The organism is Persicobacter diffluens (assembly GCF_036244895.1).
Taxonomy (GTDB): Bacteria; Bacteroidota; Bacteroidia; order Cytophagales; family Cyclobacteriaceae; genus Persicobacter; species Persicobacter diffluens.
Genome location: NZ_BQKE01000001.1, coordinates 3,451,852 through 3,477,500, shown reverse-complemented (window position 1 = coordinate 3,477,500; position 25,649 = coordinate 3,451,852). Strand labels below are relative to the sequence as shown.

At 43.0% G+C, this 25,649-nt stretch carries 25 protein-coding genes and 1 riboswitch; of the genes, 12 read left to right on the top strand and 13 right to left on the bottom strand.

The window, feature by feature from the left end:
• Window positions 1–21 precede the first annotated feature (21 nt).
• Together AAA970_RS14360 and AAA970_RS14355 are read left to right on the top strand one after the other, a co-directional pair.
• Window positions 22–1,224 carry a hypothetical protein gene (locus AAA970_RS14360; protein WP_338237606.1) on the top strand — a complete coding sequence of 401 codons (1,203 nt, stop codon included), beginning with the start codon at window positions 22–24 and terminating at the stop codon, window positions 1,222–1,224.
• Window positions 1,225–1,288: 64 nt separating this feature from the next.
• A complete protein-coding gene (locus tag AAA970_RS14355) occupies window positions 1,289–2,026 on the top strand; it encodes a hypothetical protein (RefSeq protein WP_338237605.1) in 738 nt (245 codons plus the stop codon).
• A 247-nt stretch (window positions 2,027–2,273) separates the two neighbouring features.
• Here the strand turns inward: AAA970_RS14355 and AAA970_RS14350 are convergent, their stop codons facing one another.
• Both AAA970_RS14350 and AAA970_RS14345 read right to left on the bottom strand, forming a co-directional pair.
• A complete protein-coding gene (locus tag AAA970_RS14350; protein ID WP_338237604.1) occupies window positions 2,274–2,738 on the bottom strand; it encodes a toxin-antitoxin system YwqK family antitoxin in 465 nt (154 codons plus the stop codon).
• 327 nt (window positions 2,739–3,065) lie between these two features.
• A complete protein-coding gene (locus AAA970_RS14345; protein ID WP_338237603.1) occupies window positions 3,066–3,404 on the bottom strand; it encodes a carboxypeptidase-like regulatory domain-containing protein in 339 nt (112 codons plus the stop codon).
• 296 nt (window positions 3,405–3,700) lie between these two features.
• On the opposite strand from AAA970_RS14345, the gene AAA970_RS14340 reads away from it, so the two are divergent.
• The 3 genes from AAA970_RS14340 (at window position 3,701) to AAA970_RS14330 (ending at window position 6,379) form a co-directional block, all read left to right on the top strand.
• Window positions 3,701–4,618, top strand: coding sequence for a TIGR01777 family oxidoreductase (locus tag AAA970_RS14340; RefSeq protein WP_338237602.1), 918 nt, complete (start codon window positions 3,701–3,703; stop codon window positions 4,616–4,618).
• 17 nt (window positions 4,619–4,635) lie between these two features.
• Entirely contained in the window at window positions 4,636–5,370 is a 735-nt protein-coding gene (locus tag AAA970_RS14335) for an LOG family protein (RefSeq protein WP_338237601.1), read from the top strand.
• 76 nt (window positions 5,371–5,446) lie between these two features.
• Window positions 5,447–6,379, top strand: coding sequence for a lytic transglycosylase domain-containing protein (locus tag AAA970_RS14330; RefSeq protein WP_338237724.1), 933 nt, complete (start codon window positions 5,447–5,449; stop codon window positions 6,377–6,379).
• A gap of 380 nt (window positions 6,380–6,759) precedes the next feature.
• Here AAA970_RS14330 and AAA970_RS14325 read toward each other — a convergent pair whose 3' ends face one another.
• From AAA970_RS14325 to AAA970_RS14310, 4 genes are all read right to left on the bottom strand, one after another.
• Entirely contained in the window at window positions 6,760–7,791 is a 1,032-nt protein-coding gene (locus tag AAA970_RS14325) for a homoserine O-acetyltransferase family protein (protein WP_338237600.1), read from the bottom strand.
• Window positions 7,792–7,862: 71 nt separating this feature from the next.
• A complete protein-coding gene (locus tag AAA970_RS14320) occupies window positions 7,863–9,182 on the bottom strand; it encodes an O-acetylhomoserine aminocarboxypropyltransferase/cysteine synthase family protein (protein WP_338237599.1) in 1,320 nt (439 codons plus the stop codon).
• A gap of 251 nt (window positions 9,183–9,433) precedes the next feature.
• Window positions 9,434–9,537: riboswitch (SAM riboswitch) on the bottom strand.
• A gap of 124 nt (window positions 9,538–9,661) precedes the next feature.
• Complete coding sequence (locus AAA970_RS14315) at window positions 9,662–9,895, bottom strand: hypothetical protein (protein WP_338237598.1); 234 nt, start codon at window positions 9,893–9,895, stop codon at window positions 9,662–9,664.
• A 133-nt stretch (window positions 9,896–10,028) separates the two neighbouring features.
• The gene (locus tag AAA970_RS14310; protein WP_338237597.1) at window positions 10,029–11,087 is read right to left on the bottom strand and encodes an endonuclease/exonuclease/phosphatase family protein; all 1,059 of its coding nucleotides are present in this window, start codon (window positions 11,085–11,087) and stop codon (window positions 10,029–10,031) included.
• Between the two features lie 185 nt (window positions 11,088–11,272).
• Here AAA970_RS14310 and AAA970_RS14305 point away from each other — a divergent pair, with 185 nt between their 5' ends.
• The 3 genes from AAA970_RS14305 to AAA970_RS14295 all read left to right on the top strand — a co-directional run bounded on the left by AAA970_RS14305 (window position 11,273) and on the right by AAA970_RS14295 (window position 14,301).
• Window positions 11,273–11,509 (top strand): hypothetical protein, encoded by a 237-nt coding sequence (locus AAA970_RS14305; RefSeq protein ID WP_338237723.1) that lies wholly within the window; start codon window positions 11,273–11,275, stop codon window positions 11,507–11,509.
• 99 nt (window positions 11,510–11,608) lie between these two features.
• Window positions 11,609–13,015 (top strand): phosphoglucosamine mutase, encoded by a 1,407-nt coding sequence (glmM, locus tag AAA970_RS14300; RefSeq protein WP_338237596.1) that lies wholly within the window; start codon window positions 11,609–11,611, stop codon window positions 13,013–13,015.
• A 155-nt stretch (window positions 13,016–13,170) separates the two neighbouring features.
• Window positions 13,171–14,301 carry a cysteine desulfurase family protein gene (locus AAA970_RS14295; protein ID WP_338237595.1) on the top strand — a complete coding sequence of 377 codons (1,131 nt, stop codon included), beginning with the start codon at window positions 13,171–13,173 and terminating at the stop codon, window positions 14,299–14,301.
• Between the two features lie 405 nt (window positions 14,302–14,706).
• On the opposite strand, the gene hemH is transcribed toward AAA970_RS14295, so the two are convergent.
• The 6 genes from hemH to AAA970_RS14265 all read right to left on the bottom strand — a co-directional run bounded on the left by hemH (window position 14,707) and on the right by AAA970_RS14265 (window position 19,683).
• Complete coding sequence (gene hemH, locus AAA970_RS14290; RefSeq protein WP_338237594.1) at window positions 14,707–15,756, bottom strand: ferrochelatase; 1,050 nt, start codon at window positions 15,754–15,756, stop codon at window positions 14,707–14,709.
• Window positions 15,757–15,930: 174 nt separating this feature from the next.
• Window positions 15,931–16,599, bottom strand: coding sequence for a phosphatidylserine decarboxylase family protein (locus AAA970_RS14285; protein ID WP_060684908.1), 669 nt, complete (start codon window positions 16,597–16,599; stop codon window positions 15,931–15,933).
• A gap of 133 nt (window positions 16,600–16,732) precedes the next feature.
• Window positions 16,733–18,010: a Glu/Leu/Phe/Val family dehydrogenase gene (locus AAA970_RS14280; protein WP_338237593.1), complete on the bottom strand. Its 1,278-nt coding sequence runs from the start codon at window positions 18,008–18,010 to the stop codon at window positions 16,733–16,735.
• A gap of 95 nt (window positions 18,011–18,105) precedes the next feature.
• Window positions 18,106–18,933 carry a phosphatidate cytidylyltransferase gene (locus tag AAA970_RS14275; protein WP_338237592.1) on the bottom strand — a complete coding sequence of 276 codons (828 nt, stop codon included), beginning with the start codon at window positions 18,931–18,933 and terminating at the stop codon, window positions 18,106–18,108.
• Window positions 18,926–19,135, bottom strand: coding sequence for a putative signal transducing protein (locus AAA970_RS14270; RefSeq protein WP_053406541.1), 210 nt, complete (start codon window positions 19,133–19,135; stop codon window positions 18,926–18,928). Before AAA970_RS14270 ends, AAA970_RS14275 begins: the two co-directional genes overlap by 8 nt.
• A gap of 53 nt (window positions 19,136–19,188) precedes the next feature.
• Window positions 19,189–19,683 carry a ferritin gene (locus AAA970_RS14265; RefSeq protein WP_338237591.1) on the bottom strand — a complete coding sequence of 165 codons (495 nt, stop codon included), beginning with the start codon at window positions 19,681–19,683 and terminating at the stop codon, window positions 19,189–19,191.
• A gap of 302 nt (window positions 19,684–19,985) precedes the next feature.
• Between AAA970_RS14265 and dusB the strand changes: the two genes are divergently transcribed.
• The 3 genes from dusB to AAA970_RS14250 all read left to right on the top strand — a co-directional run bounded on the left by dusB (window position 19,986) and on the right by AAA970_RS14250 (window position 22,511).
• Window positions 19,986–20,978 carry a tRNA dihydrouridine synthase DusB gene (dusB, locus tag AAA970_RS14260; RefSeq protein WP_338237590.1) on the top strand — a complete coding sequence of 331 codons (993 nt, stop codon included), beginning with the start codon at window positions 19,986–19,988 and terminating at the stop codon, window positions 20,976–20,978.
• Between the two features lie 68 nt (window positions 20,979–21,046).
• A complete protein-coding gene (locus AAA970_RS14255; RefSeq protein WP_253275705.1) occupies window positions 21,047–21,949 on the top strand; it encodes a DMT family transporter in 903 nt (300 codons plus the stop codon).
• A gap of 136 nt (window positions 21,950–22,085) precedes the next feature.
• Complete coding sequence (locus tag AAA970_RS14250) at window positions 22,086–22,511, top strand: hypothetical protein (RefSeq protein ID WP_060684903.1); 426 nt, start codon at window positions 22,086–22,088, stop codon at window positions 22,509–22,511.
• A 75-nt stretch (window positions 22,512–22,586) separates the two neighbouring features.
• Here AAA970_RS14250 and AAA970_RS14245 read toward each other — a convergent pair whose 3' ends face one another.
• On the bottom strand, window positions 22,587–24,377 hold the full coding sequence (locus tag AAA970_RS14245; protein ID WP_338237589.1) for a chloride channel protein: 1,791 nt from the start codon (window positions 24,375–24,377) through the stop codon (window positions 22,587–22,589).
• Window positions 24,378–24,638: 261 nt separating this feature from the next.
• On the opposite strand from AAA970_RS14245, the gene AAA970_RS14240 reads away from it, so the two are divergent.
• Window positions 24,639–25,580, top strand: coding sequence for an NAD(P)H-dependent flavin oxidoreductase (locus tag AAA970_RS14240; RefSeq protein ID WP_338237588.1), 942 nt, complete (start codon window positions 24,639–24,641; stop codon window positions 25,578–25,580).
• The last annotated feature ends 69 nt before the right edge of the window (window positions 25,581–25,649 follow it).

Below are 25,649 nucleotides of genomic sequence, written 5' to 3'. Positions count from 1 at the left end.
CTATTTTACTAATTTATTCAAATGAAAAACCTTTTCAAACTTCCACTTTACGCTGCCATTGCTTTCGGCATGACGTTGACGTCTTGTTCAGATGATGACTCTACTCCAACAAATCCTTCGGGCGGTATCATTAACGATCAGAACGAAATCGTTAAAGATATCAATGAAGATATTACTTTGATGGCAGGAGAAACTTACTTTATCAATAAAGGTATTCACGTTACGAGTGACGCTAAACTGACCATTGAAAAAGGAGTTACCGTAAGAAATGGCGAAAGCTCGTACCTGTTAGTGGAGACTGGTTCTCAGATCTTCATCAATGGTGAGGCGGGTGAAGAAGTGGTGTTTACAGTAAACACGCAGACTCCTCAGCCTGGTGCCTGGGGTGGATTGATCATCAATGGTAAAGCTCCTATTAACGTATCCGGTGGTTCTGCTATTGCTGAAGTAGGAGATGTAGCTTACGGTGGCGATAACGCATCCGACAATTCAGGATCTATCTCTTACGCAGTATTCAAATACGGTGGTGCGCAAATTAATTCAGAAAAAGAGCACAATGGCGTAACTTTCAATGGTGTAGGTAGTGCAACCACAATCGATCACATTGCTGTTTACAACGCTTCAGATGATGCTTATGAGTGGTTCGGTGGTACTGTAAATGCTTCAAACTTGTTTGCTTACGGTACTCAGGATGATATTTATGACTGGACTTATGGTTGGGTTGGTACGGCAACCAATGTGTATGGCGAGCATAATGCGGCTATCAATAACGGTGAGAATGATCGTGGAATTGAGGCAGATACGAATTCTTCTAACTTCGCTGCTACACCTTTCTCTAACCCTACTATTGAGAACATTACTTTAAAGGATGCTGATCAAGTAGGTACTTCCGGTTTGAAATTGCGTAATGGTACTTCTTTCAACTTTGAAAATTTGGTAATTGAAGGATTTGGTCGTGACAATAAAAGTACGATCGAGGTAGAAACTGCTGAAACGGTTGGTTACATTATCAATGGAGATGCATCTATTGCAAGTTGGAACTTTATTCCTGCTGCAGGTCAGGATGCATACTCATTGAAAGTGAAAGATGCTACTGAGGCGGAAGAAGCAACTATCGGAACATTTTTCTCTTCGGCAATGGATGCTGCTGCTACCGGTGCTCCGGAGGCTTTGGTAACCTGGGGTAAGTCAGTTGCTGTAGCAGATAACCTTCCTGAGAACTAATTTTGGGAATTATAAATACAAAGTCACCCTGTGGTAAGGGTGACTTTTTTTTGTACCTTTTTTTATGAAACACTGGTGTTGGATACTCTTGTTCTTTGTCGCATGTGAGGTGAAGGACCGAAATATTGATTTTAAAACCTTAGAAAAGGATTTGGGCGCCTTGGCCTTGGAGGAAGATTTAAATCAAACGGCATTGGCGACCTTACGAAAGGTTGAAAATGATACCTTAAAGCGCGCACTCTCCAAATTGACCTACGCCCAATACGGTGAGGCGCAACCCGGATTGGCGATTTTAAAAGCAGAGCGGAATGAGATTAACCGAAAAGTAGATTCTGCCACCATCGCCTTTGAAATTGCCAAAAAGCAGCGTTTTAAGGAACTGTCTCATTTTGAATTGGAAGAACCCTATCAAGACAGGAAGTATTCTAGAATTCCTTATACCTGTACTTTTGAGCAGGATTCCATTTGGCAATTTTATGATTTGCTGGAAATCCGGTTCTATATGGATGATCGTTTTTTTGTCCACACCATGGTGGGGCTGGACACGGTGGCCTTTGGTAAGGAATATCCCATGCGTTTCTTTAAGTACTTTGCCAATGAGCAAGAGGCTAAGGCGGATTGGAAGCAGTTAAAGCAAATTATAGCGGAAGGTTCCTATCGATTGGATTTTCGTCCGGGAGGAAATAGAAGTAAATCTCAGCCAGTTCGCGATGCATTTGAACATCGTATTGCTGATTTATTGGAGCAGCGTAAAAAAATTGATCAACAGCTGAATGAAAACCTGCTTTTCAACCTAAAATAAGACAACTCAATTTCACTATAAAAATAAAGGGCGACCAATAATTGGCTGCCCTTTTCTAATTTATTCAAATGATATTTTATATCTCCTTTATGCGTCCTTATGGACACGAATACAAATATACGGTATTCAATAGAGTTATCTAAATGTTAATAGAAAATTACTTGATTTACATAAAAAAAGCGAGCCGTTGGGGATCGCTTTCTTTTGTTATTATGAAGATCGTAATTGAATGACGACTAAACAGATCTTAATAATTAATCTCCTGGGTCAGTTGACCATTTTCATCATAAACTTTCCACTCACCGGTTTTCTCACCATTGGCGTATTCTAATTCATATCGTACCGTTCCATTATCATCCCAGATGGTCCAGTTACCAGTTTTTTGTCCGTTTTTGTAGTAAGCCTCACTTACTTTTACCCCTTCTTTGTTCCATTTCACCCACTTGCCATCCTTTAAGCCATTAGCATATCCTCCCATTTCTTTCTGCTCGCCGGAAACGTAATACGTGTTGGCTAATCCATGCTTATTCCCTCTTACCAAGGTGAAAATCGCTTTAGTAGCGCCGTTATCATAGGTGTTCTCGAAGCGGCCTGAAAATAAGAGACCGTCCTCTCCGTAATACTTACCATTGCGCTCGATCAGGTTATCCACACCAGCAAACGCACTAACAGACATCAAAACAGCGGCAAATATTAAAACTAAATTTCTCATGACGGATATATTTAAAAAGTCTTTGATCTTGTTCGTTGATCAAATATACGGAAAAATTCGCCCAATGTTATCAAATTGTTAACAAAATTAACTTATCGTTTCTTTTAGATTGAATTTAAATAAATACGGAAGGTTAAATAGCTTTAAGTCAGGATATTAAGGAGGTGTCTGTTAGGTGGCTTAACGTTAACATAATATAGAGGAGTGCTGGTTTTATCATTTGGAGGGAGGCTTTGGAGAACATCATGCTCCTTCTCCTTTCAGCAAATAGGCAAAAAAAATCCTCCCGGTGATCGAGAGGATTATATATCTTAAAGGAATGCACGTCTATTCAATTTCCATCATTTTGAAAACGCTGGATGTCGGAGCCTGCCCTGTTGAAACCATGATTTTTTCTGATTCAGACTCATACGAAATGAAATTCACATTGACCTGATAAGCTCCTGGCTTTACATTGGAAAATTTGAAATTACCGTCAAAATCTGTCATGGCCTTAATCGTAGTACCCGCAATGACTACTTCTGCTCCAACCAAAGCCTCACCTGTTCGGTGATCTACTACTTTTCCCGCTAATACGGTAGTGCTTTTGGCATTATTGTTTTCACCACCAGCAAAAACTGACATCGAAACTAGACTGAAAAGAATGAGAGAAAGTAATTTTTTCATTTTCCTGTTATTAACTGCTTCAAAAGTACGACAAGAAATTTGGCTTAGCACTATTATCCATATCAATAAAATATTTTCTTAGTGTTACCCGAGTTTTACCAGTATTAAATTACTTCCTCTCTGGGGGTTTGATAATCAAATGGTTAGGAGGTGGGTTGTCCTGTAAGTTTAATGAGGGGAAGACCTTCAAGCTACAGGAAAGGCGGACTGATACGGATCTGAGCAGTATTTTTTCTTTAAATCATCAACTAGGATAATTCTCAATCCGTTGAAAAAATACATTAATATCTATAAAATTGACACATTCAGTGCTTATTACAGGTGGGACAGGATTAGTCGGTTCTTCCCTCTCCCAATATTTTCTTAAAAAAGGATGGAAAGTACATCATCTCAGTAGAAGAGTGGAGGGTTTGGTAAATGGCATTCATTCCTTTCTTTGGGATTTGGAATCGGATTATTTAGACCCAAGAGCATTGGATGGCGTGGATTATATTATTCATCTGGCAGGTGCGGGAGTGGCTGATCAACGATGGACACAGGCGCAGAAACAGTTGATTTTGACAAGCAGGTTGAAGTCTAGCCGATTGCTGAGATTAGCCTTGCAGAAACAAAAACATCAGGTGAAGGCCTTGGTGAGCGCTTCTGCCATTGGGATTTATGGAAATGTCCCGGAAGGCATCGTGACGGAGAAAGGTCCATATGCAAATGATTTTCTGGCCGATGTGGTCAAGCAATGGGAAGACGAGGTGGATAAAATACAAGAAAATCAATTGGTAAAGCGATTAGTAAAGCTCCGTATTGGCATTGTGCTCAGTGAAAAAGGTGGCGCTTTGGAAAAAATGCTGCTCCCAGTGAAATTTGGATTAGGAAGTCCTCTGGGCAGCGGTAAGCAAATGATGAGCTGGATTCATGTAAAGGATTTGGTCTCCATGTTTGCTTTTGCCATCAATGATGAGGAAATGAATGGCGTGTACAATGCCGTGGCGCCTGGCCCGGTCTCCAATGAGGAGTTTACCCGACAGCTGGCCGCAGTGAAAGGCAGACCATTATGGTTGCCGGCAGTGCCCGCGCCAGTGTTGAAAATGGCATTGGGGGAAATGTCTGAAATATTGTTAGGAGGAGCACAGGTGTCTTCCGAAAAAATAATGAATGCCGGTTTTGTATTTAAATATCCGGAATTGAAAACTGCCTTGCAGCATTTACTGGATAAGTAGATTGAAATTTTTCTATTATGAGTGAGTTGGAAAAAATTAATGCTTCCGAAGGGGAAAAAAAGATCAGAGAAGCATTTAAAACAAAAGACTGGTCCGAAATAAAAAGCTCAGACTCCTGGACTATTTTCCGGGTAATGGCGGAATTTGTGGAAGGCTTTGATAAGTTGGCAAGAATTGGTCCCTGTGTCTCCATCTTTGGCTCAGCCCGTACTGACGAAAAGAATGAATACTACCAGACGGCCTCCAAAATTGGTGAAATGCTGGTGCGTCATGGTTATGGGGTAATTACAGGTGGTGGACCCGGGATAATGGAAGCCGGTAATCGCGGAGCACATAAGGCTGGCGGCAAATCCGTGGGTTTAAATATTGAGTTGCCTTTTGAACAATTCTCCAATATTTATATCGATCCCGATAAGTTGATTACCTTTGATTACTTTTTTGTGAGAAAGGTAATGTTCATCCGTTATTCTCAGGGGTTCGTGGTAATGCCGGGGGGAATGGGAACATTAGACGAACTTTTTGAAGCCCTAACGCTTATTCAAACAGAGAAAATCGGTCGCTTTCCAATCGTGTTAGTGGGGCGGGAATATTGGAGTGGATTGGTGGACTGGCTCAGAAAAGTCGTTTGTGAAAAGGAGAAAAACATTGGTGAAGGTGATTTCGACCTGTTTTCGGTAGTCGATACGCCGGAAGAGGCAGTGGCCGTCATAGATGATTTTTATTCTAAATACCTGCTTAGTCCGAATTTTTAATGTCGGATGAAGCAAAAGAGATTGATTTTTGTGGGAGCATTAACCGACTAAATAACAGAAACTTTTGGTGAAGAAAATGATTTTGGGCTTGGGCGTTGCTGGGGTGATGGCCGGTCTGTGGTATGTAAAGGCTGAAGAAGAAACAATAATGGCCAAGGCGGCATCTCAAGCCGAGGTGCTAAGTGCAACAATGACAGCACCTGGAACGAATACTCCGGTATTTGTTAATGCCAAAGTGGTCAAAATGCCGAAGGATTTAAATCTGGCGGGGGAATCTGTGCCATTGGATGATCCAGAGGTTTATGAGCGCATGGATAAGGAATTGTATGTGAATACTTATTTCCATTCCAGTACAATTTTTTTGATTAAGCGTAGTACCCGATGGTTTCCGCAAATGGAGCCTATCTTAAAAGAAGCAGGAATTCCGGAGGATATGATGTATCTGGCGGCCATCGAAAGTGGGCTGGCGAATGTGGTGTCTCCTGCCGGAGCTGCAGGTTACTGGCAGTTGATGAAAGGCACGGCCCGGGAATTAGGGCTGGAGGTCAATGAGGAAGTGGACGAGCGCTATGATCCGATAAAATCCACCGAGGCGGCTTGTAAGTATATGCTGGCTTCTTATGAGAAGTATGGGAATTGGACCAATGTGGCGGCCTCCTATAATATGGGAAGAAATGGATTTAGTAAAGCTTTAGCCAAGCAGCGTGTGGATTCTTATTATGATTTGCTTTTAAATCAGGAAACAAGCCGTTATGTTTTCAGAATATTGGCCGTAAAGGAAATTTTAAACGATCCGGAAAAATTTGGTTTTCAGATTCCGGAGAGCGAAAAGTATAAGCCCGAGCAATTGAAAGTGGTGGAGGTAAAAAGCTCTATTCCAGACCTGACGTCCTGGGCTTTGGAACATGGGGTAAATTACAAGACCCTAAAAAGATACAACAGCTGGTTGAGAAAAAATACGTTGACGATTAAGTCTGGCAAAACTTATCAAATTAAATTACCGGCATAAGATATTTATAAAAAGCGAAGCTCTGAAGTTTCGCTTTTTTTTATGCAAAAAGGTCAGCGAATACATCACCGACCTTTTCTTTCTCTCTCTCTCAATTCAAGGATTCAGAAGCGAAGTTTCCTGTATTTTTGAAGCAGATATCTGGTTTTAAGCCAAATTATCCACCGCTGAATTTGTTGGGCCAGTGCAAATCACTTACCCTCAGATCATTACTTCTACTTTTCTTTTTAATAGCCCAAATTTTCGAAGCTTTTTTTCTCCTCCTCCATCTGCATCGTTGGCAAAACTTCGAAATAGAGAACTTATCCCTCATTTTTTCCGCCTTACAGCTAAACGAGGATTTAAGCATAAATAATACGAGTTAAGCTTGCCTATCCGGCTTAAATCGTTGCGATTTGTTCAAAGTATTGATTCACAACCTCTGTCAGTTGAGTAGATTCAATTAAAAAGCCATCGTGACCGTAAAGGCTGTCTATTTCTGAATAATGCGCATTATTCGTGTGCTTCGCTAAAAATTTTTGCTCTTCTATTGGAAACAGAATATCGGAACTCAGCCCGATGTATAAGCATGGAATCTGAATTTCGCCCAAAATAGCCTCAATTTCACCCCTGCCTCTTCCGATATTTTGGGAGTCCATCGCTTTGGACAGGTACCAATAACTGAAAGCATTGAATCTTTTAGCCATTTTTTCCCCCTGATAGCTTTGATAGGTACAGGCACGGAAATTATCCAGTTTGCTGTCATCCGGATCCTGCTGAGTCGCCAGATAAGTCTGATAATTACGATAAGAAAGCATGGCGACCGCCCTGGCTGTTTTCATTCCTTCCAATCCGGCTTTCACTGATTTTTCCTGCCAGCTAGGATCCTGCTCAATGGCCATGCGTTGTGTCTGGTTAAAAGCAATACCCCATGGAGAATGCTTGGCACTGGCTCCAATGCAGATCAGACTTTGAAATACTTCCGGCTGACTGATGGTCCACTCTAAAGCCTGTTGTCCGCCCAGAGAACAGCCGATTAATTGGCTTACCTTTTCAATATTTAAATGCTGTCTTAAAATATCAAAGGCACCAATGATGTCTCTGTTGGTCAGCAAAGGAAAGTCGTGAAAATAGGGTGTCTTGGTTGCAGGATTAATACTCAATGGCCCGGTAGAGCCATAGCAACTGCCCAGCATATTGGCGCAAACAATGAAGTGTTTTTCCGGGTCAAAAAGTTTCCCTTCGCCAAAAAGTCCCGGCCACCAATCCAATACATTGTCATTGCCGGAAAAGGCATGACAAACCCAGATGACGTTATCCTTCGCTTCGTTAAGCTGGCCAATAGTGGCATAAGCCAGCGTAAATTCCGGCAGTGTTTTGCCCTCTTCGGTAGTATAGGGTTGGGTATAATGAAATTCGTGTTGCGAGACCATGCTTGGGGTTTTATGTTACAGGCAAAAGGCACGGTCAAAAAAGATGCCGTGCCTGAAATAAAAATGCTTATTTATTGGGCGAGCGCTGATGCAAATGCAGTTTCGAATGCTTGCGTCAGGTCACCTTTGATATCATCAATATGTTCGAAACCAACAGAAAGGCGGAGCGCATTTGGCGTAACGCCTGCGGCTACTCTCTCTTCCTCACTTAATTGCTGGTGGGTGGTGGAAGCCGGGTGAATAATGAGTGTTTTGGCATCTCCTACATTGGCCAAATGACTCACTAATTTCAGGCTGTCCACGAATTTTTTAGTGGTTTCCAAATCTCCTTTTACAGAGAAAGATAGCACACCGCCAAATCCTCTCTTTAAATATTTTTTTGCAATTTCATGGCCCGGGTGCGAAGGAAGTCCGGGATAACTAACGGATTCCACTAATTCATGCGCTTCCAGCCATTCTGCGACAGACTGGGCATTTTCCACGGTTCTTTCCACCCGAAGGGACAGAGTTTCCAATCCCTGAATGAGCTGGAAAGAGTTAAATGGGCTCAGTGCAGGGCCAAAATCTCTCAAGCCTTCCACCCTGGCGCGGATGATGTAGGCAATATTTCCGAAAGGAGAGTCACTACCGAAGGTTTCCCAGAAATTCAGGCCGTGGTATCCTTCTGACGGTTCTGTGAATTGTGGGTATTTTCCATTTCCCCAATTGTAATTTCCACCATCAATAATTACTCCTCCAATACTGGTGCCGTGTCCTCCAATCCATTTGGTGGCAGAAGCGGTCACGATATTGGCGCCGTGCTCTAAAGGACGGAATAAATAGCCGCCAGCACCGAAGGTGTTATCCACCACCAATGGCACATCGTGCTTTTGGGCGACAGCAGCGATTTTTTCAAAATCCGGCACATTAAAAGAAGGGTTGCCAATGGTTTCCAGATAAATCGCCTTGGTGTTTTCATCAATGAGCTGGTCAAAATGCTCCGCTTCATTGTCTTCAGTGAACTTTACCTCAATTCCCAGGCGCTTAAATGCTACTTTGAACTGATTGTAAGTTCCTCCATACAAATTGGGGCTACTCACAATATTGTCTCCGGCATTCACAATATTATTCAGGGCAATAAACTGTGCAGCTTGTCCCGAACCCACAGCCAAAGCAGCTACCCCGCCTTCCAATGCGGCAATGCGCTGCTCGAAAACATCCGTAGTCGGATTCATGATACGGGTGTAGATATTGCCAAATTCCTTCAGGGCGAATAAATTAGCGCCATGGTCGGAATCCTTGAATACATAGGAACTGGTCTGGAATAATGGCACTGCTCGCGAACGCGTATCGCTATCCAAAGTGTGACCGGCATGTAATTGAAGGGTTTCGAAATTTAAAGACTGAGACATTATTTCTGATTTTTTTATTTCAACGATTGATATGCTAATTCAACAATGCTGATCACCTTTGGGTGATGCCAATGTTACGATGCGTGAAAACGCACCGTGGTCGGAAGTAGATGAATTATAATGCCACTAAGGGCGCATTCGTTGAAATGCACGAAAACACATCAGGCTACGGTTTGCAGTAGCTGAGGAAATAATATCAGAAGGTGCGATCTGAATCGCTTTGTGAAGCTGAATTAATCTCATTGTCTAACAATTTATATTCACCAATTAACTATGGTTCAGGAATTAGCACCTTAACGAGGGTCAGGTTGCTAGAGCTTCTTCGAGCCTGTCTCTCCACTCTTCTATATAAATCAATGCTCAGATTGAGCCTTGACTTGATGCCTCAAAGATGAGGGGCGGATTTTTGAAATCCAAATGAATGCCTGATTTTTTTGGTAATGGCCAAAATTTATAGGGGGTAGGTCCGGTATGGCTAATTAGATTTCAAATTCTAAATCTCCAGCCTTATTTTGCTGATATACAAAATGAAAGTCAAACCAAAAATCATAATCCGCATAAGGAACACAGTCCTTCCATACCTGACTATCAATTCTTATTGACTGTATTAAATTTCGGGGAATCCACTGCAAGAGCTCACCCGCCTGATGAATAGGTAATTCTGAAATTCTGACAAATTCAAAGCCCAAATGATTTGTAGGAGAATGCTTCATAATTCAGGTATAAAAATTTCTATTAAGATACCGATCATGAATTTGATTATCAATAGTATAAGGTTATTTCCGTGTTAAATATTGTTAAACAAAAAGTCCCATTTGTTATCTTGATTTTTCCTGAATGAAACCTTTATGGAGCGGAGAGTCTGAAAGTAGATTTAATTGGAAAGTGGTCGGAGTATGGGACTTCACGAAGTGTTTTAAAATTATTCAATTCAAAAGCATCTGAATAAAACTGATTGTCTATTCTGAGGAAAAACATCGGGCTGTTCACGCTGAAACCAAAACCCCTCCCCTTTTGCTCAAAGGCATTGTGAAGGTTTTTTCGAAATTGTTGATAATTATAGGTAAACGGAGGGTCATTAAAATCACCACAAACCAATACCGGATACGGAGACTGGGCAATATGCACTAGTATCGGATGGGTCTGGTTTACCCTTTTCTGAATACCACTTTTAAGTTTTGAGAGGAGTATGGGGTATGCTTCACTGGCTTTTTGCCATTCCAATTCCGGATTGATTCCCATGGAATGCAGATGTAAATTATAGACACGTATGGTGTCTTTTGGGGACAATAAAACATCCGCAAATATGGCCTGATTGATGCTCGACTCTCCGATATCTATCTTTCCTCGCTTTAAAATCGGAAACTTACTGAAAATCGCCATCCCCCTGGCAAATTCGTCATTTTCAGCAAATTGATGATAATTCAACACGTAAGGCTCATAGCCTTTTTGCTTTAATTTTTGACTCACATTCAGGGCTTTCCATCGGCCGTCGCTGTAATATTCCTGCAGGCATTTAATAGCGGAAGTATCTTCGACTATGAAATTGATCATTTCCTGAGAGTACACCCAGCCTTTGGCTTCCTCCGCCTTATATTCTCGCATCAACCGGCTATTGTAGCTCAGCACTTCAAAAGATTTTCTCTCTTGGTCGGTTACTACGGAGTTCCACTGAAAAATTTCCGGCATTACAAATACCCCAAAGAGTAACAAGCCTAAGCTTAAGAAGGGAATCCGGTGACGGAGGATGAGCTGAAAAGCAATATTCATTAACAGGCAAAGCATTAAAACCGGTATGCCGTAGGAAAGGATTCCCGCGGGCCAGAATAGTGTAGGCGGAATAAAAATACTGCCATATATCAGCAGACTGGTGATGATTAAAAAGATATTGAGAATCCTGAGCATAATGAAGTTAGGGCAAAACAAAACTGAATCATTGTCCTTTTTTTATACTAAGTAGTATTTAAGGGCTGGTGGTTTTTGAATCCTGTTATATAAATGACAATAGGGCATAATAAAGGTTATTTCCACCGAATTTAATGGATCCTTTTGATTACCTTTGGCGTCAAATAAAAAAAAGAGTATTTGCTATGGCAACTTTTCTAATTGTTATCGGATTCTTCGCAGCTTTTTTTGTGATGATGTCTGTTCGTCTGATTTTGAAAAAAGATGGAGAGTTCAGAGGTACTTGTGCTTCTCAAAGTCCTTTTCTAAACAAATCGGGGGAACCCTGTGGCTTTTGTGGAAAAACACCGGAACAATGTAAAAATCGCAAAAACCTCAGCAACGCTCCCACTGTTGACGACCTTTTAGCGGGCAAGCAGTAGTGTGCTTTTTTGTATCTTAATCTGTTTATTTATTGTCATTTTAAGAGACAGGTCTAAGTTTTTTTTTATTATTTTTGCCGAGAATCATTAGAATTATAGATGACACTGATTAAATCAATTTCGGGTATCCGAGGTACGATTGGAGGACAAGCTGGAGAGGCCCTGACTCCTGTGGATGTGGTTAAATTCGCTGCAGCTTTTGGTAGTTGGGTAGTAAAGCAAACGAACAACCCAAAAATCGTAATTGGACGTGATGCACGTATTTCCGGAGAGATGGTGTCCAACCTTGTGGTGGCTACGCTTCAGGGATTGGGAATTGATGTGGTAGACTTAGGTCTTTCCACCACACCGACTGTGGAAATTGCGGTGCCGCTTGAGGAGGCCGGCGGAGGAATTATCCTTACTGCCAGCCATAACCCTATCCAATGGAATGCCCTTAAATTACTAAATGCCAAAGGTGAGTTCATTTCTGCTCAGGATGGTGCCGAAGTTTTGGAAATTGCCGAGGCAGAAGCATTCAATTTTGCGGAAGTGAAGGCTTTAGGTAAAGTAAGCAAGGCAGATCACTATATTGATAAGCACATTGAAATGATTTTGGCACTTCCATTAGTGGATGTTGAAGCCATTAAGGCGGCCAATTTCAGAGTAGCCATTGATTGCGTGAACTCAACCGGAGGAATTTCTCTTCCTCCCTTATTGAAAGCCTTGGGTGTGGAAGAAGTAACAGAGTTTTACTGTGAGCCAAACGGTCACTTCCCGCACAATCCGGAACCATTACCGGAAAACCTTCGTCAGTTCTCTCAGGAGTTGCAAAGTGGTGATTTCGATTTAGGAATCGTTGTGGATCCTGATGTGGATCGCCTGGTATTCATGAAGGAAGATGGGGAGTCTTTCGGAGAAGAATACACTTTGGTGGCCATTTCAGATTACATATTGAAAGCCAATGGTGGTGGAAGCACGGTATCTAATTTGTCTTCCACACGTGCGCTGCGCGATGTAACCGAGAAAGCAGGTGGTACTTACACGGCTGCCGCAGTGGGTGAAGTCAATGTGGTGACGCAAATGAAAGCCACCAATGCGGTGATCGGTGGAGAAGGTAACGGAGGTGTGATTTATCCGGAATTGCATTACGGACGTGATGCGCTGGTAGGAATTGCTTTATTTCTGACCCAGCTGGCAAAATTCGGTAAGTCGATTTCCTTCCTGAGATCAACCTATCCCAATTATTTCATTAGCAAAAACAAAATTGAATTGACTCCGGATGTGGATGTGGATTTGATTTTAGAAAAAATTGCTGCGAAATATGCTAAGCATCCGGTTAACACCATTGATGGTGTGAAAATTGATTTTGAAGACGAGTGGGTACACCTGCGTAAGTCGAATACGGAGCCGATTATCCGCATTTATGCAGAGTCTCCTTCCTTGGCAACCGCAGAGCACCTGGCCAACAAAATTATTTCAGACATTCGGGAGATTATTATGGAATCCAAAAGCGAGGCCGAATAATCTATTGATATAAGTAAAAATCTGAAAAAAACCGTATGGCAGTAGCTGTACGGTTTTTTTTCATCCAAAAGGTGCTTATTATAGCCTTTGAAAAACAAATTAGCAGTCAGAATTAAGATTTTTAGGACCATGGTAAGTCGTGGCAAACAGGAGATATGAAGGTATATTTTGATAATGCAGCTACCTCTCCGGTGGCTCCCGAGGTATTTGAGGAGATGATTCCTTTTTTGAGGGATCATTTTGGTAATCCTAATTCACAGCATTCCCACGGGCGAGAAAACCGTTCGGCCATTGAAAAAGCCCGCAAGCTGGTGGCGCAGAAACTGGGCGCCCAAACCAATGAAATATTTTTTACTTCCGGCGGTACAGAGTCTGACAATACAGCCATTCTGGGAGCAGTAAAGGCTTTTGGTTTAAAGCATATCATTACTTCCCCGCTGGAGCATCATGCCGTTTTGCATACCGTGGAGCATTTAGCAAAAGAGGGCTTGGTGACTTTACATTTGCTGAAAGTTGACCAGCAGGGAAATATTGATTTTACCCATTTAGAGGAATTATTAGAAGCGCATGGCGCCGAAAGCCTGGTGACTTTGATGCATGGCAATAATGAGATCGGGAATTTACTGGATCTGGAAGCTGTCGGGGAGCTGGCCCATCAATACGGAGCCCGCTTTCATACCGATGCCGTGCAAACGGTGGGGCATTATCCTTTTAACCTTTCCGAAACAAAAGTGGATTTTCTGGCAGCCTCTGCCCATAAATTTAATGGCCCAAAAGGAATTGGTATTCTTTATGTCGCTAAAGAAAATAAAATCGGTCCCTTTATTCATGGTGGTGGACAGGAGCGCGGTATGCGTGGCGGTACGGAGAATGTGGCCAGCATCGTAGGGATGGCGAAGGCTCTGGAGATAGCCCATGATCGCATGGAGGCTGATATTGCCCATGGAAAGTCTATCAAATCCTATTTAAAAGAAAGTTTGGAGGCCAAGTTGAACGAAGTTCAGTTCAATGGACGCTCTGGAGACTTGGAGGCCAGCCTGTATGGCGTACTGAATGTGAGCCTGCCTTCTTCCAAAGATGCCGGTATGCTGCTTTTCAGCCTTGACCTGAAGGGGATTTCTGCTTCCGGCGGGAGTGCATGTTCCTCCGGTGCCCTGACGGGTTCTCATGTTTTGACCGGTATTAAGGCCGACGAAAATCGCCCAAGCGTGCGTTTTTCTTTTGGACGCTATAATACCAAAGAGGAAGTAGATTATGTGGTAGAACAACTGCTGGCGATTCTATAATTTATAAGCAGAGTTATACAGGCCTAAATCCTCATTGAGCTGAAAGGTGAGAAAAATGAAAGAGTTTTTCCGATTTCGTTATTTCCAATGAAGCAGATGAAGGAGGAGAAAGCAAGTATACCCAATTTGAGCTATTGATAATTCGAGAAAACTAACCGGAAAGCGCTGAAGTATAGGTGTTTGTGGTAACCCACTAAATCTAGTGGTGAATAATTCGGCTTAAGGGGAAATCCCTCGCGAGCTCGGGTCGGGCTGTCGTGGCTCGCTTTTTTGCCTGATTTTACTCCAAAACCAAGGCAGGCAAAAAGAGCTCAGACAGGCCCACTCCATCCCTTTTCCAAGGCCTTCGGCCAATAAAAAAGGCTGTCTTCTTCCGGACAGCCTTTTTTTATTTTCTAAGCCAGATCAGGCATTCACCAAATCCGATTGGTTTTTCAATACGATTTGCTTTAAGCACTCTACCCAAAGCGGATGGTTATTCAGGCTTTCAACGAGATCCCACTGCTCTCCGCCGGCTTCCATGAATTCTTCCTTGAACTCATCCCCCACCTCAATAGTGGTCTCCAGGCAGTCGGCAATAAAGCTGGGTGAAAAAGCCAGCACCTTTTTATGGCCCATTGCAGGGAGTTGTTTCAGGAGCTCATCCGCATAAGGCTGAATCCATGGATCTTTCCCCAGTCTGGATTGGAAGGCTACAGTATATTTTTCTTCCGGAATGCCCAATGCTGCAGCAATTAGTCTGGAGGTCTGGTAACATTGTGCTCGGTAGCAGTATTTGTTCTTTTTGTTGTAAGTGGCGCAGCACTTATCATTCAGCTTACAGTAGCCGCCATTGGAGGCCTTATGAATCTGGCGTTCCGGTACGCCGTGATAGCTGAAAAGGAAATGGTCGTAATCCGTTTGCTCCATTAGGGGCAAAGCGCGCTCTTTAATCGTCGCGATGAAAAGCTCCTCCTCTAAAAACTGCTCTACGAATTTAATGGTCGGAATCACCTGCCAATCTTTCACGATTTCCATCACCTTGTCCGCCACAGAACCTGTAGTTGCTGAGGCATATTGTGGGAATAATGGAATGACCAATATCTCCCCAACATCATTTTTTCGTAATTCCTCCAAAGCCACCTGTATGCTGGGGTTCTGATAGCGCATGCCCAGTGCTACCACATAATCCTCCCCCAGCGATTGCTGTAAAGCAGCCTGCACATCCGTTCCATAAAACATCAGGGGAGAGCCACGGTCTTCCCATAGCTCCTGATAAGTTTTGGCCGACTTAGGAGCTCGGAAAGGTGCGATAATCAAATTCACCAGCATCCATCGGCTGATAAAAGGAATATCAATCACACGCTTGTCCATCAGGAACTCACGCAGGTATTTGCGCACATCAGGGGTCGCAGGGCTATCCGGTGTTCCCAGATTGACCAGTAAAATGCCTTTTTTGACTTTGGGTGTATTCATTGGAATTTTCTTCGTAAAATGGTTTGTTCACACTGTTCTCTTCTCCAATTGGGGAGTTTCAGTGATGGTTTATTGCGTTAGATTGTTTGGGTAGCCTGAGGAAAGGGCATAAAAAAACTCTTTCCTGCGTAAAAATAGCAAAAAAGAGTTTTACTCATAGCTTTATGAGGCAGATCAATCCTCAGTCACCAGTTCTGCGATAACTGTTTTGCCACCCTTGGTTTTCTGATTCAGGTCTACTTTTACTTTGGTGTCCAATGGAAGAAAAACATCTACACGGCTACCGAACTTGATGAAGCCGTATTCTTGTCCGGCTTTGTATTCATCCCCTTCATTGGCGTAAATCTTGATTCTTCGGGCCATGGCACCGGCAATTTGTCTGACCAATACCTCTACCCCATTTTCCATTTTAAGCACCATAGTGGTACGCTCATTTTCGGAGCTTGCTTTCGGATGCCATGCCACCAAATATTTTCCTGCGTGATATTTGCAGAAAGATACGATTCCATTCACAGGCGCCCGGTTGTTATGCACATTCAGTGGCGACATGAAAATGGAAATCTGCTTGCGCATTTCATTGAAATATTCATTCTCCATTACGTCTTCAATCACGACTACCTTCCCGTCCGCCGGAGCGATGACCTGACCCTCAGAAATTTCCAGCTTGCGCTTGGGCATGCGGAAAAACTGAAGATTTAATAAAAAGAAAATGACACTTACAATCTGACTTACCCTGTGCATAATTACCTTATCCGGAAAGGAATAGATCAATGCTGCATTAATGCCCGCCAAAATCAATAGTAAAACCGTTAAATACGTTCTACCTTCTCTATGTATAGTCATGATATTTTATTGCTCTTGGATTATGTTGCTTGTCAGACCTGAGGCCATACAAAAAAACAAAGATAAATAAAAAGCAGACAATATTCTATTGCCTGCCTTGGTCACTTTTAAAAAAGCGAAATATTTCAATTTTCTAGTATCCTCCTCTGTATTTATAAGCTTTGTTAATCTTGCTGATAGCCACGATATAAGCAGCGATGCGCATAGGGACATTATAGCGGTTGTGCTTATTATAAACATTTTCAAATGCAGCACGAATGGTTCGGTCTGCACGTCTGTTTACTCGTTCCCGCGTCCATTTATAACCCAATCGGTTCTGAACCCACTCAAAATAAGAGACGGTAACACCACCTGCATTGGCCAAAATATCCGGTACCACCATGATGCCCTTTTTGTTGATGATCTCATCCGCCGCAGCCATGGTCGGCCCGTTAGCTCCTTCTACAATTAACCTGGCCTGAATGCGATCCGCATTCTTAGGGGTGATCACATCTTCCTTAGCGGCGGGAATCAATACGTCGACGTCCAGGAATAAAAGCTCCTCTGCATCTTCCATTTTGGTAGCACCTTCGAAGCCTTCTAAAGTACGCTCATTATTGTCGCGGTAATCAATAGCCTCCTGAATATTAATACCATTTTCATTGTAATAGGAGCCTGAAATATCAGAGATGGCCACCACTTTTGCGCCTCTTTCCTGTAAAAGCAAAGCTGCAAAAGAACCTACATTTCCAAAGCCCTGTACAGCAATAATTGAATTGTAGGGGTTAATCTGAAGTTTTTCCATGGCAGACAAACAGCTGATCATTACTCCACGGCCAGTGGCCTCGGCGCGTCCTAAGGAGCCTCCTAAAGTTATTGGTTTTCCGGTCACTACCGCATTCACCGTCATGCCGTGATTGCGGGAGTATTCATCCATCATCCATGCCATTTCCCTTGGGCCTGTTCCCATGTCTGGCGCCGGAATATCCCTATCCGGACCGAAAACTTCTGCCATCGCAGTGGTGTAGGCGCGGGTAAGGCGCTCAATTTCCCCGGCAGACATTTTGCGCGGGTCACATTTAATGCCCCCTTTTGCGCCACCATAAGGAATATCCACCACGGCACATTTCCAGGTCATCCAGGCTGCAAGTGCCTTAACCTCATCCAGGTTAACGTCCATATCGTAACGAACGCCCCCTTTCGAAGGTCCTAAGATGTTGGAGTGAATGACGCGATAGCCTTCAAATACCTGAATGGAGCCATTGTCCATGGTGATGGGCAGGCTTACAAGCACCTGCTTATCGGGGGACTTTAAGACATTGTAAACTTCATCTTCTAATCCTAACTTCTCTGCTGCAATGATGAAGCGAGACATCATGGATTCAAAAGGATTTTCATGATCCTTTATTGGTGCGGGTTCGATGTAAGCCATATCCTGTAAATAGAATGTTGTTCGTTTTGTAATACGAATGCTAATTTAGGAAAATTGCTAAATTTCCAATATCAGCATTGAAAAAACTTCTGATTTTAAAAAAGTCTTAAAATCTCAAAGAAGGCCGCGATGAATGGTATGGATAATAAGAGGCCATCAAATCGATCCAAAAATCCTCCATGTCCGGGAAGTGTAGAGGCGGAATCTTTTATTTCGATGCTTCTCTTAAACAGAGATTCTACCAAATCGCCATAACTTCCGGCAATGATGATGATCACCGATAAGCCGATCCATTGCTCCAAAGGCAGCGTCCCCCAAAAATAATGTAAGACTACCGCCACTGTTAACGATAAAATGGCTCCTCCGGCGAATCCTTCCCAGGTTTTTTTCGGCGAAATTCGCTCAAACAGCTTGTTTTTGCCAAAATTCACCCCGGCAAAGTAAGCGCCGGTATCACTTGCCCAAAGCAGTAATAGCATACCCAGCACGATATGGCTTTGATAGCTTCCCTGAGAGAAAGCGCAGTAGTGCAATAAGGTAAAGGGTAGGCCGACATAGATAATCCCCAACACCGTATGAGCAATAGAGTTGAAGGGTTTTTCTTCCGGTCTTTGGTATAATTTGGAAAAATAAATGATTCCTAAAATAGGGCCGAGCAACATCATCAACGAAATGGACCAACCTTCTTGAAAGTGAAAGAAAGTGATCAGGTTCATTCCCGCCCCGATAATGGTTCCTAAAATGGCGTAGGGCTGATGTCCGTCTGCTTTTATCAGTCGGTAAAATTCCAGCTGGGCCAAAATAGAGATAACAAAGAAAAGGATGAAGTAGGAATAGGCATTAAAAAATATGGCGGAAATCATTACGGCCATACCGATTAATCCGGTGATGATGCGCTGGGTGAGGTTGCTGAATTTATTCAAACTTGATGTCATTTTCAATAAGCTGTTTGGCCCTGAGTAGATCATCGCGTTGCACTTTGATCTCATAGTTACCGAAAATGGCATAGGCCCGGTCCTTTTTATCCATTAAAAAGGCGGGAATATTATTTTGTTCCAATACATCCCTGACGATGGTTGCGCGCTGCAAATTCTTCGTCTTATAGGCAGTTTGCCAATTTTCCATAATCCTCAAAAGGGCTTTGTAATCGGAGCCAAAGGTAATATTAATTGCTTAATTTATATCATATTCGCCGGAATGTTCTGATCGAAGAACAATAAGCCTTCACTCTGCGCAGGGAGATATTGAATTTGATTTTTCCAATCCCATAAGCCTTTTCTTATTTTTACCTCCCTTTCCATTCTGGTTTTAAGAAAGTTAAGTGGATCGTAATCCTGGGCATTCCAGCATGCTTTGGCAATGCCGTTTAACTGTTGGAGGTGCTGTTCGCTCCTATCCAGCAATAGGTTGACCAGGTCTTCGTAGCTATCAATGGCGGGATGTGGCGGATGGACTTCAGGGTTTTCAGCCACCTGCCCACATTCCTGCAAGTAATTCATCATCTGGTTCTGAAAGTTCCAGTGCTGTTCAGCGGCTTGCCTGCAATAGGTTTTCATACCGGTGAAGCCATTGGTCTCGCACCAGTTTTGAAAAAAGAGATGAGCAGAACGGCTGTGGGCTTCCGCAGCGATGAATTCGTTAAGGGAAAGGACGGTTGATTTTTGTAATCGCATGAACAGGGAAAATTGAAAGCAGAAAATAACAAAATGGATTTGCAGCATCAACTTTCAGTTTACCTTTTTGTCTTACTGTTTTTCCTGAAATTTGGGAATTATTCCCTCTTTTAACCATGGATTTATCAAGGGGCAGACTTTTTTGATCAAATACAAACCATTAAATTTGTATCTGCTTTATGCAAATGGTCTGAAAATAGGCAGGTTATTTGTTTGAAGGTAAAGGAATTGAGTGAATACTTGGTTCAAATAGTATTAGGAACAGTCTGCAATAGGTGGACTTAAAAATTAGGAAAAGCCCTATGGTAAAAATTGGAGAAGTAGAATTAGGCGATTATCCCTTGTTGCTTGCCCCTATGGAGGATGTGAGTGACCCGCCATTTCGTGCCGTGTGCAAGGAAAATGGTGCAGATATGATGTATACAGAGTTTATTTCTGCTGAAGGTCTGATTCGAGATGCTGCCAAAAGCCGTCAAAAACTGGATATTTATAATGAGGAACGCCCGATAGGTATTCAAATTTTTGGAGATAAGATAGAATCTATGCGGGAGGCAGCCGCCATTGCTGAGGAGGCTGATCCTGAATTGATTGATATTAATTACGGTTGTCCGGTAAAAAAAGTAGCCTGTAAAGGGGCTGGCGCCGGCATTCTGAAGGATATTCCGAAGATGCAGCGCATGACGGAGGAAATTGTCAAGCAGGTTAAAAAACCGGTAACGGTAAAAACCCGCCTGGGCTGGGACAGCAATACGATTCAGATCCTGGAAGTAGCCAAGCGCCTGCAGGATGTGGGCATTGCTGCACTGACGATCCACGGCCGTACGCGCCAGCAAATGTATAAAGGCGAGGCGGACTGGAATCCGATTGCAGAAGTGAAAAACCACCCGGATATTCATATTCCCATTTTCGGAAATGGTGATATTGATTCACCGGAGAAAGCCCTGGAGTATAAGGAAAAATTTGGATTGGATGGCGCCATGATCGGTCGTGCGGCCATCGGATACCCCTGGATCTTCAAAGAAATTAAACACTTTATGGCTACGGGAGAAAAGCTTGCTCCGCCGACTTTAGAGGAAAGAGTTGCTATCGCTAAACGTCATTTGGAGTTTTCGCTGGAGTGGAAAGGTGAGCGTCAGGGAATTTTGGAAATGCGTCGCCATTACACCAATTATTTCCGTGGAGTAGCCAACTTTAAGCCTTACCGGATGAAACTGGTAGAAAGCCTGGATCCGAAGGAATTGTTCGGTGTGTTGGATGAAGTACAGACAAACTTAATCCTGCCGGAGCCTGTTTAAAATAAGTCCAAGGAAGCCGAGCAATATGGCTTCCTTTTTTATTGACCTACATTATCCTATATTCCGTCATGGAAAGAATTTACACCTACCTCAGGCAAAGTGTTACCTCAAACTGGCTAATGCTTTTTATCCTGTCTTTTGTCTGGGGCAGTTCATTTATCTTAATTAAAAGGGGGCTGGATGTATTCACCGCTCCGCAGGTAGGCGCCATTCGGATGCTGTCCGCCGGCATGTTCTTATTTCCATTAGGGGTAAGAGCTTTGAGCAATGTGAAGCGACGTCACCTATTTCCCCTCTTCTTTTCAGGTTTTATAGGTTCCTTGGTACCGGCTTATTTATTCGCCAAGGCAGAGACGCAGCTCAGCAGTGCGATTACCGGTATCCTTAATGCCCTGACCCCCCTCTTTGTTTTGATCATCGGTACGCTGGTTTTCCGCCTGGCCATATTCACCAAGCGCATTGGTTTTGGCCTGATGGTGGCTTTTGGTGGTACGGTGATTTTATTATTGGCGGATGCCGGTGGAGATATTCTCGAGATTAACTTCTTCGCCATTTTTGTGCTAATTGCCACTATTTGTTATGGGTTCAATGCCAATGTGGTGAAGGCTTTTTTGTCTGATTTGAAGCCCTTGGAAATTACCAGTGTGGCATTGGGCATGATGGTGCCGATCGCAGCGATTTATCTTTTCGGTTTTTCCGATTTTTCCGACCGGATTTTATTAGAGGAAAAGGCCTATGTTTCCCTGGGGTATTTGTTGATTTTAGGTTTTTTAGGAACTTCTCTGGCGCAGATTGCTTTCAATCGACTGGTGCAACAAGCCGGGCCCGTCTTTGCCAGTTTGGTGACCTATCTGATCCCCATTTTCGCCCTTCTTTGGGGCGTGTGGGATGGTGAGCAAATTTTAATTGGGCACTATATGGGCATGATGACCATCGTATTGGGGGTGGCGATCACCAATGAGAAATTGTAATTCATTGAATTTCAGCTTTTTTATTACGCTTCGTCTTTGGTGGAACAAATGAATGGGTTAGGCTTTTAAAATGCTTTTGTTTACTTTGTAAATGTCTTAAATACAGCATTTTATCACTCTATCATTTGTTTGTCTCATGGAAAATTTGATCCCCACCTCCGTTATTCCCCAAGATCGCTTTTCATCTGTTTTAGAGCCTATACAGGAAAACTTATCCATGCTTTCAGAGCTATTACACCGGCATCAAAGAGCAAATTTACCCGCCATGGGGGAAGGAACGGTAGATTTTGTGAAAGAAGCTCTGATAAAGGCCAAATTACAGCCTGATGCTATTCCCGGGCGGATAAGCATTCGGGATCTTGAGCAGAAAGTAGAGTTAATAGAGCGGATTGAAGAAGCACTGCGTCCTCTGGAAGTTATGCGGGAGAAATTGGCGCAGGCGGCATTGCTCACTGCCAGTGAAGTTTATGTGCCCTGTCTGGGTATTCATAATGCGCTTAAATTAAAAGAAATTAAAGAGGCTTCAGATAAATTGACAGAAATTGAAACCCTGAAGGACTAAGGGCGTTTGCATAAATGCTACGTAAATGAATTGATTAAAAAAAGGCTATCCAATCGGGATAGCCTTTTTTCTGCCTTATACTTTATGTTGCTGTCGTTGAAGATTGGAACGATAAGCATTGAAAATTCTGGCTTTGGAAACAAAACCCAGGTATTGATTTCCATTTTCTTTGTCAATCACCGGCAGGTTCCAGTCACCCGTCCGCTGGAATTTCGTCATCACATTACGCATATGTTCATCCGGGTAAACCTCCGCATGGGGCTTGTGCATAATGGTTTTCACTACAATTTCCGTCCGCTTGTTGTCGTCAAACATCAGCTCCCGAATATCATCCAGCGTCACGATGCCTTTTAACTCTCCCTGCTCATTCACCACCGGGAAAATATTCCTTTTTGAGGCTTTTACCAATGGAATCATGTCTTCAATAGTGGCCGTGGGCAGGACTTTGAGCAGGTCGGTTTCTATGAGCTTATTCATATTGATGGAGTTCAGCACCTGTCCGTCGCGGTCATCCTGGAAGATCTGCCCTCTTTCGATCAGTTTTTTAGTGTATATGGAATGGGGCTCAAAAGCCATGATAACGAAATAACTAATAGCGGAAACCAACATCAGGGGCACCATTAGGGTGTAGCCCCCCGTAATCTCAGCAATCAGGAATATTCCCATTAAAGGAGCGTGAAGTACCCCACTCATTACACCGGCCATGCCCACCAAAGCAAAATTGATAGGGCTGCAAATGCGATCCCCAATGATCAGGTTAATCACGGTAGCAAATAGAAAACCGGAAATTCCTCCTAGAAATAAAGAAGGGGCAAATATACCACCGCAACCACCGGAGCCAATGGTAAGAGAGGTCGCCACCGGCTTTAAGAGAATAATACCGGCCAGCATGGATACCAATAAATAGACATTAGTTTCGGAACGTTCGAAGAAAATACCTGCAAAATTAAATACTTCATGTCCCCGGCCATTCAATAGCGCTTTGATAGTCTCATAACCTTCCCCATAGATGGATGGGAAGATGACGATAATGACAGCCAATATTAAACCGCCAACCAGCCCCCTGAGCAGGTAATTTTTAATCTCCTTAATTTTGGGTTCCACGATATAAGAGATCCGTGTAAAATATAAGGAAACAAAGGCGCAGAAAATTCCTAAACCCACAAACCAAAAAGCATCAGTGGCATGGAATTCATCAATTTGCTTAAAGGAGAACAGTAATTCATTACTACCAAAGGCAAGGCTGGTCAGAGCACCGGCCGATGAGGCGATCAGTAAAGGGATAAAGGCAGATACTGAAATATCAGAAAGAATGACTTCGATGGCGAAAATCACCCCGGCAATAGGCGAGTTAAAGATGGCGGCAATGGCCGCTGCAGAACCGCAGCCAATCAACATGCTCCGACGATTATAATCTAAATGCATCATGGTCGCCATATTGGATCCGATGGCGGATCCCGTTACCACAATTGGGGCCTCCAGTCCAACAGAACCACCGAAGCCAACCGTAATGGCCGAGAGTAACATCCGGGACCACATTTTTCCCCGCGCCATAATAGCGGATTTTTGGGAAATATTAAACAAAACATCCGAGATGCCATGCCCAACCCGCTCTTTCATGATGTATCTAGAGATAAAAACCGTAATCATGATCCCGATAATAGGGAAGAGAATGTAGTAAGGCGTATCCGATAATTCGCGGTGGTCTCCCTGTAAAAAATGCTGAACGGTATGAACAGTTTCTTTCAATAATATGGCACTTAAACCTGCCAGGATTCCGACGATACCACTAAGAATAATTGTGAAGTTTTTATTATTAATGTGCTTTACGCGCCAAAATAAAAACAATCTCAACAACTTTTTCATACTAATTGAAAGACCGATTATTACAATTTAAAATTTCATTTTCCGGAATTATATTTTTTTTGCCTATAGCAAGATAAATATAACTAATCCGAGCTTTTGGGGAGGCGATTGTCGTAAAAAAAAGGCTTATCATCAAGTTTTTAGACGATTTATTGTGTCCTAGTTAAGGATTTTTTTTCGCTAATTTAAGTTTGATTCAATTTTGCTTTCATAAAAAGGGAAGCTAATGAAATTTTTTTTAATCCATTTAGAAATTCAGATATGAAAAACAGCGTGTGTCAATTGTTTGATATTGAAATTCCCATCATTCAGGCAGGGATGGTATGGTGCAGTGGCTGGCGACTAGCCGCAGCCGTAAGTAAGGCCGGTGGATTGGGAATTATCGGTGCAGGATCGATGCATCCTGAGGTGCTGATGCACCATATCCAATCCTTAAAAGCCGACACTGATAAACCATTTGCGGTCAATGTACCTTTATTATACCCGGAGATTGACCGGCTGATGGATATTATTATCCAGCAGGAGGTGCCCATTGTTTTCACTTCGGCTGGTAATCCTAAAAGCTGGACGCCGAAATTAAAAGAAGCGGGCATAAAAGTGGTTCATGTGGTTTCCAGTGTGAAGTTCGCTTTAAAGGCAGAGGCTGCCGGAGTGGATGCTATTGTCGCGGAGGGTTTTGAAGCCGGCGGTCATAATGGGCGGGAAGAGACGACGACACTTTGCCTGATTCCGATGGTGGCGGACGCCGTACAAATCCCTGTGATTGCGGCTGGAGGCATTGGTTCGGGCCGTGCTGTTTTGGCAGCCATGGCTTTGGGGGCTGATGCGGTGCAGGTGGGTTCTTTATTTGCTGCAGCGGCAGAATCTTCGGCCCACGACCATTTCAAATCTTTATTGGTGGAGGCCGGAGAAGGCGCAACAGAGTTGGTGTTAAAGAAAGCCACACCGGTGCGTTTATTGAAGAATGATTTCTATCAGCAGATAAAGGAAATGGAAATTGCCGGAGCAAGTGCGGAAGAACTCAGGGGGCATCTGGGCAAAGGAAGAGCTAAAAAAGGGATGTTCGAAGGGGCGCTTTCGGAAGGTGAGTTGGAAATTGGGCAAGTGGTCGCCATGATAAAGGAAGTGGCACCAGCCGCTAAAATTTTGAAAGATCTGTGGGAAGAATTTTTGCAGGAAAAATTAAAATTAGCTAATTTATAGGGTGATTTTTTAATAAAGAGGAAAATGTAGTCTGCTTTTAAGGAGTTATTTTTTGAATTTGAGAATCCT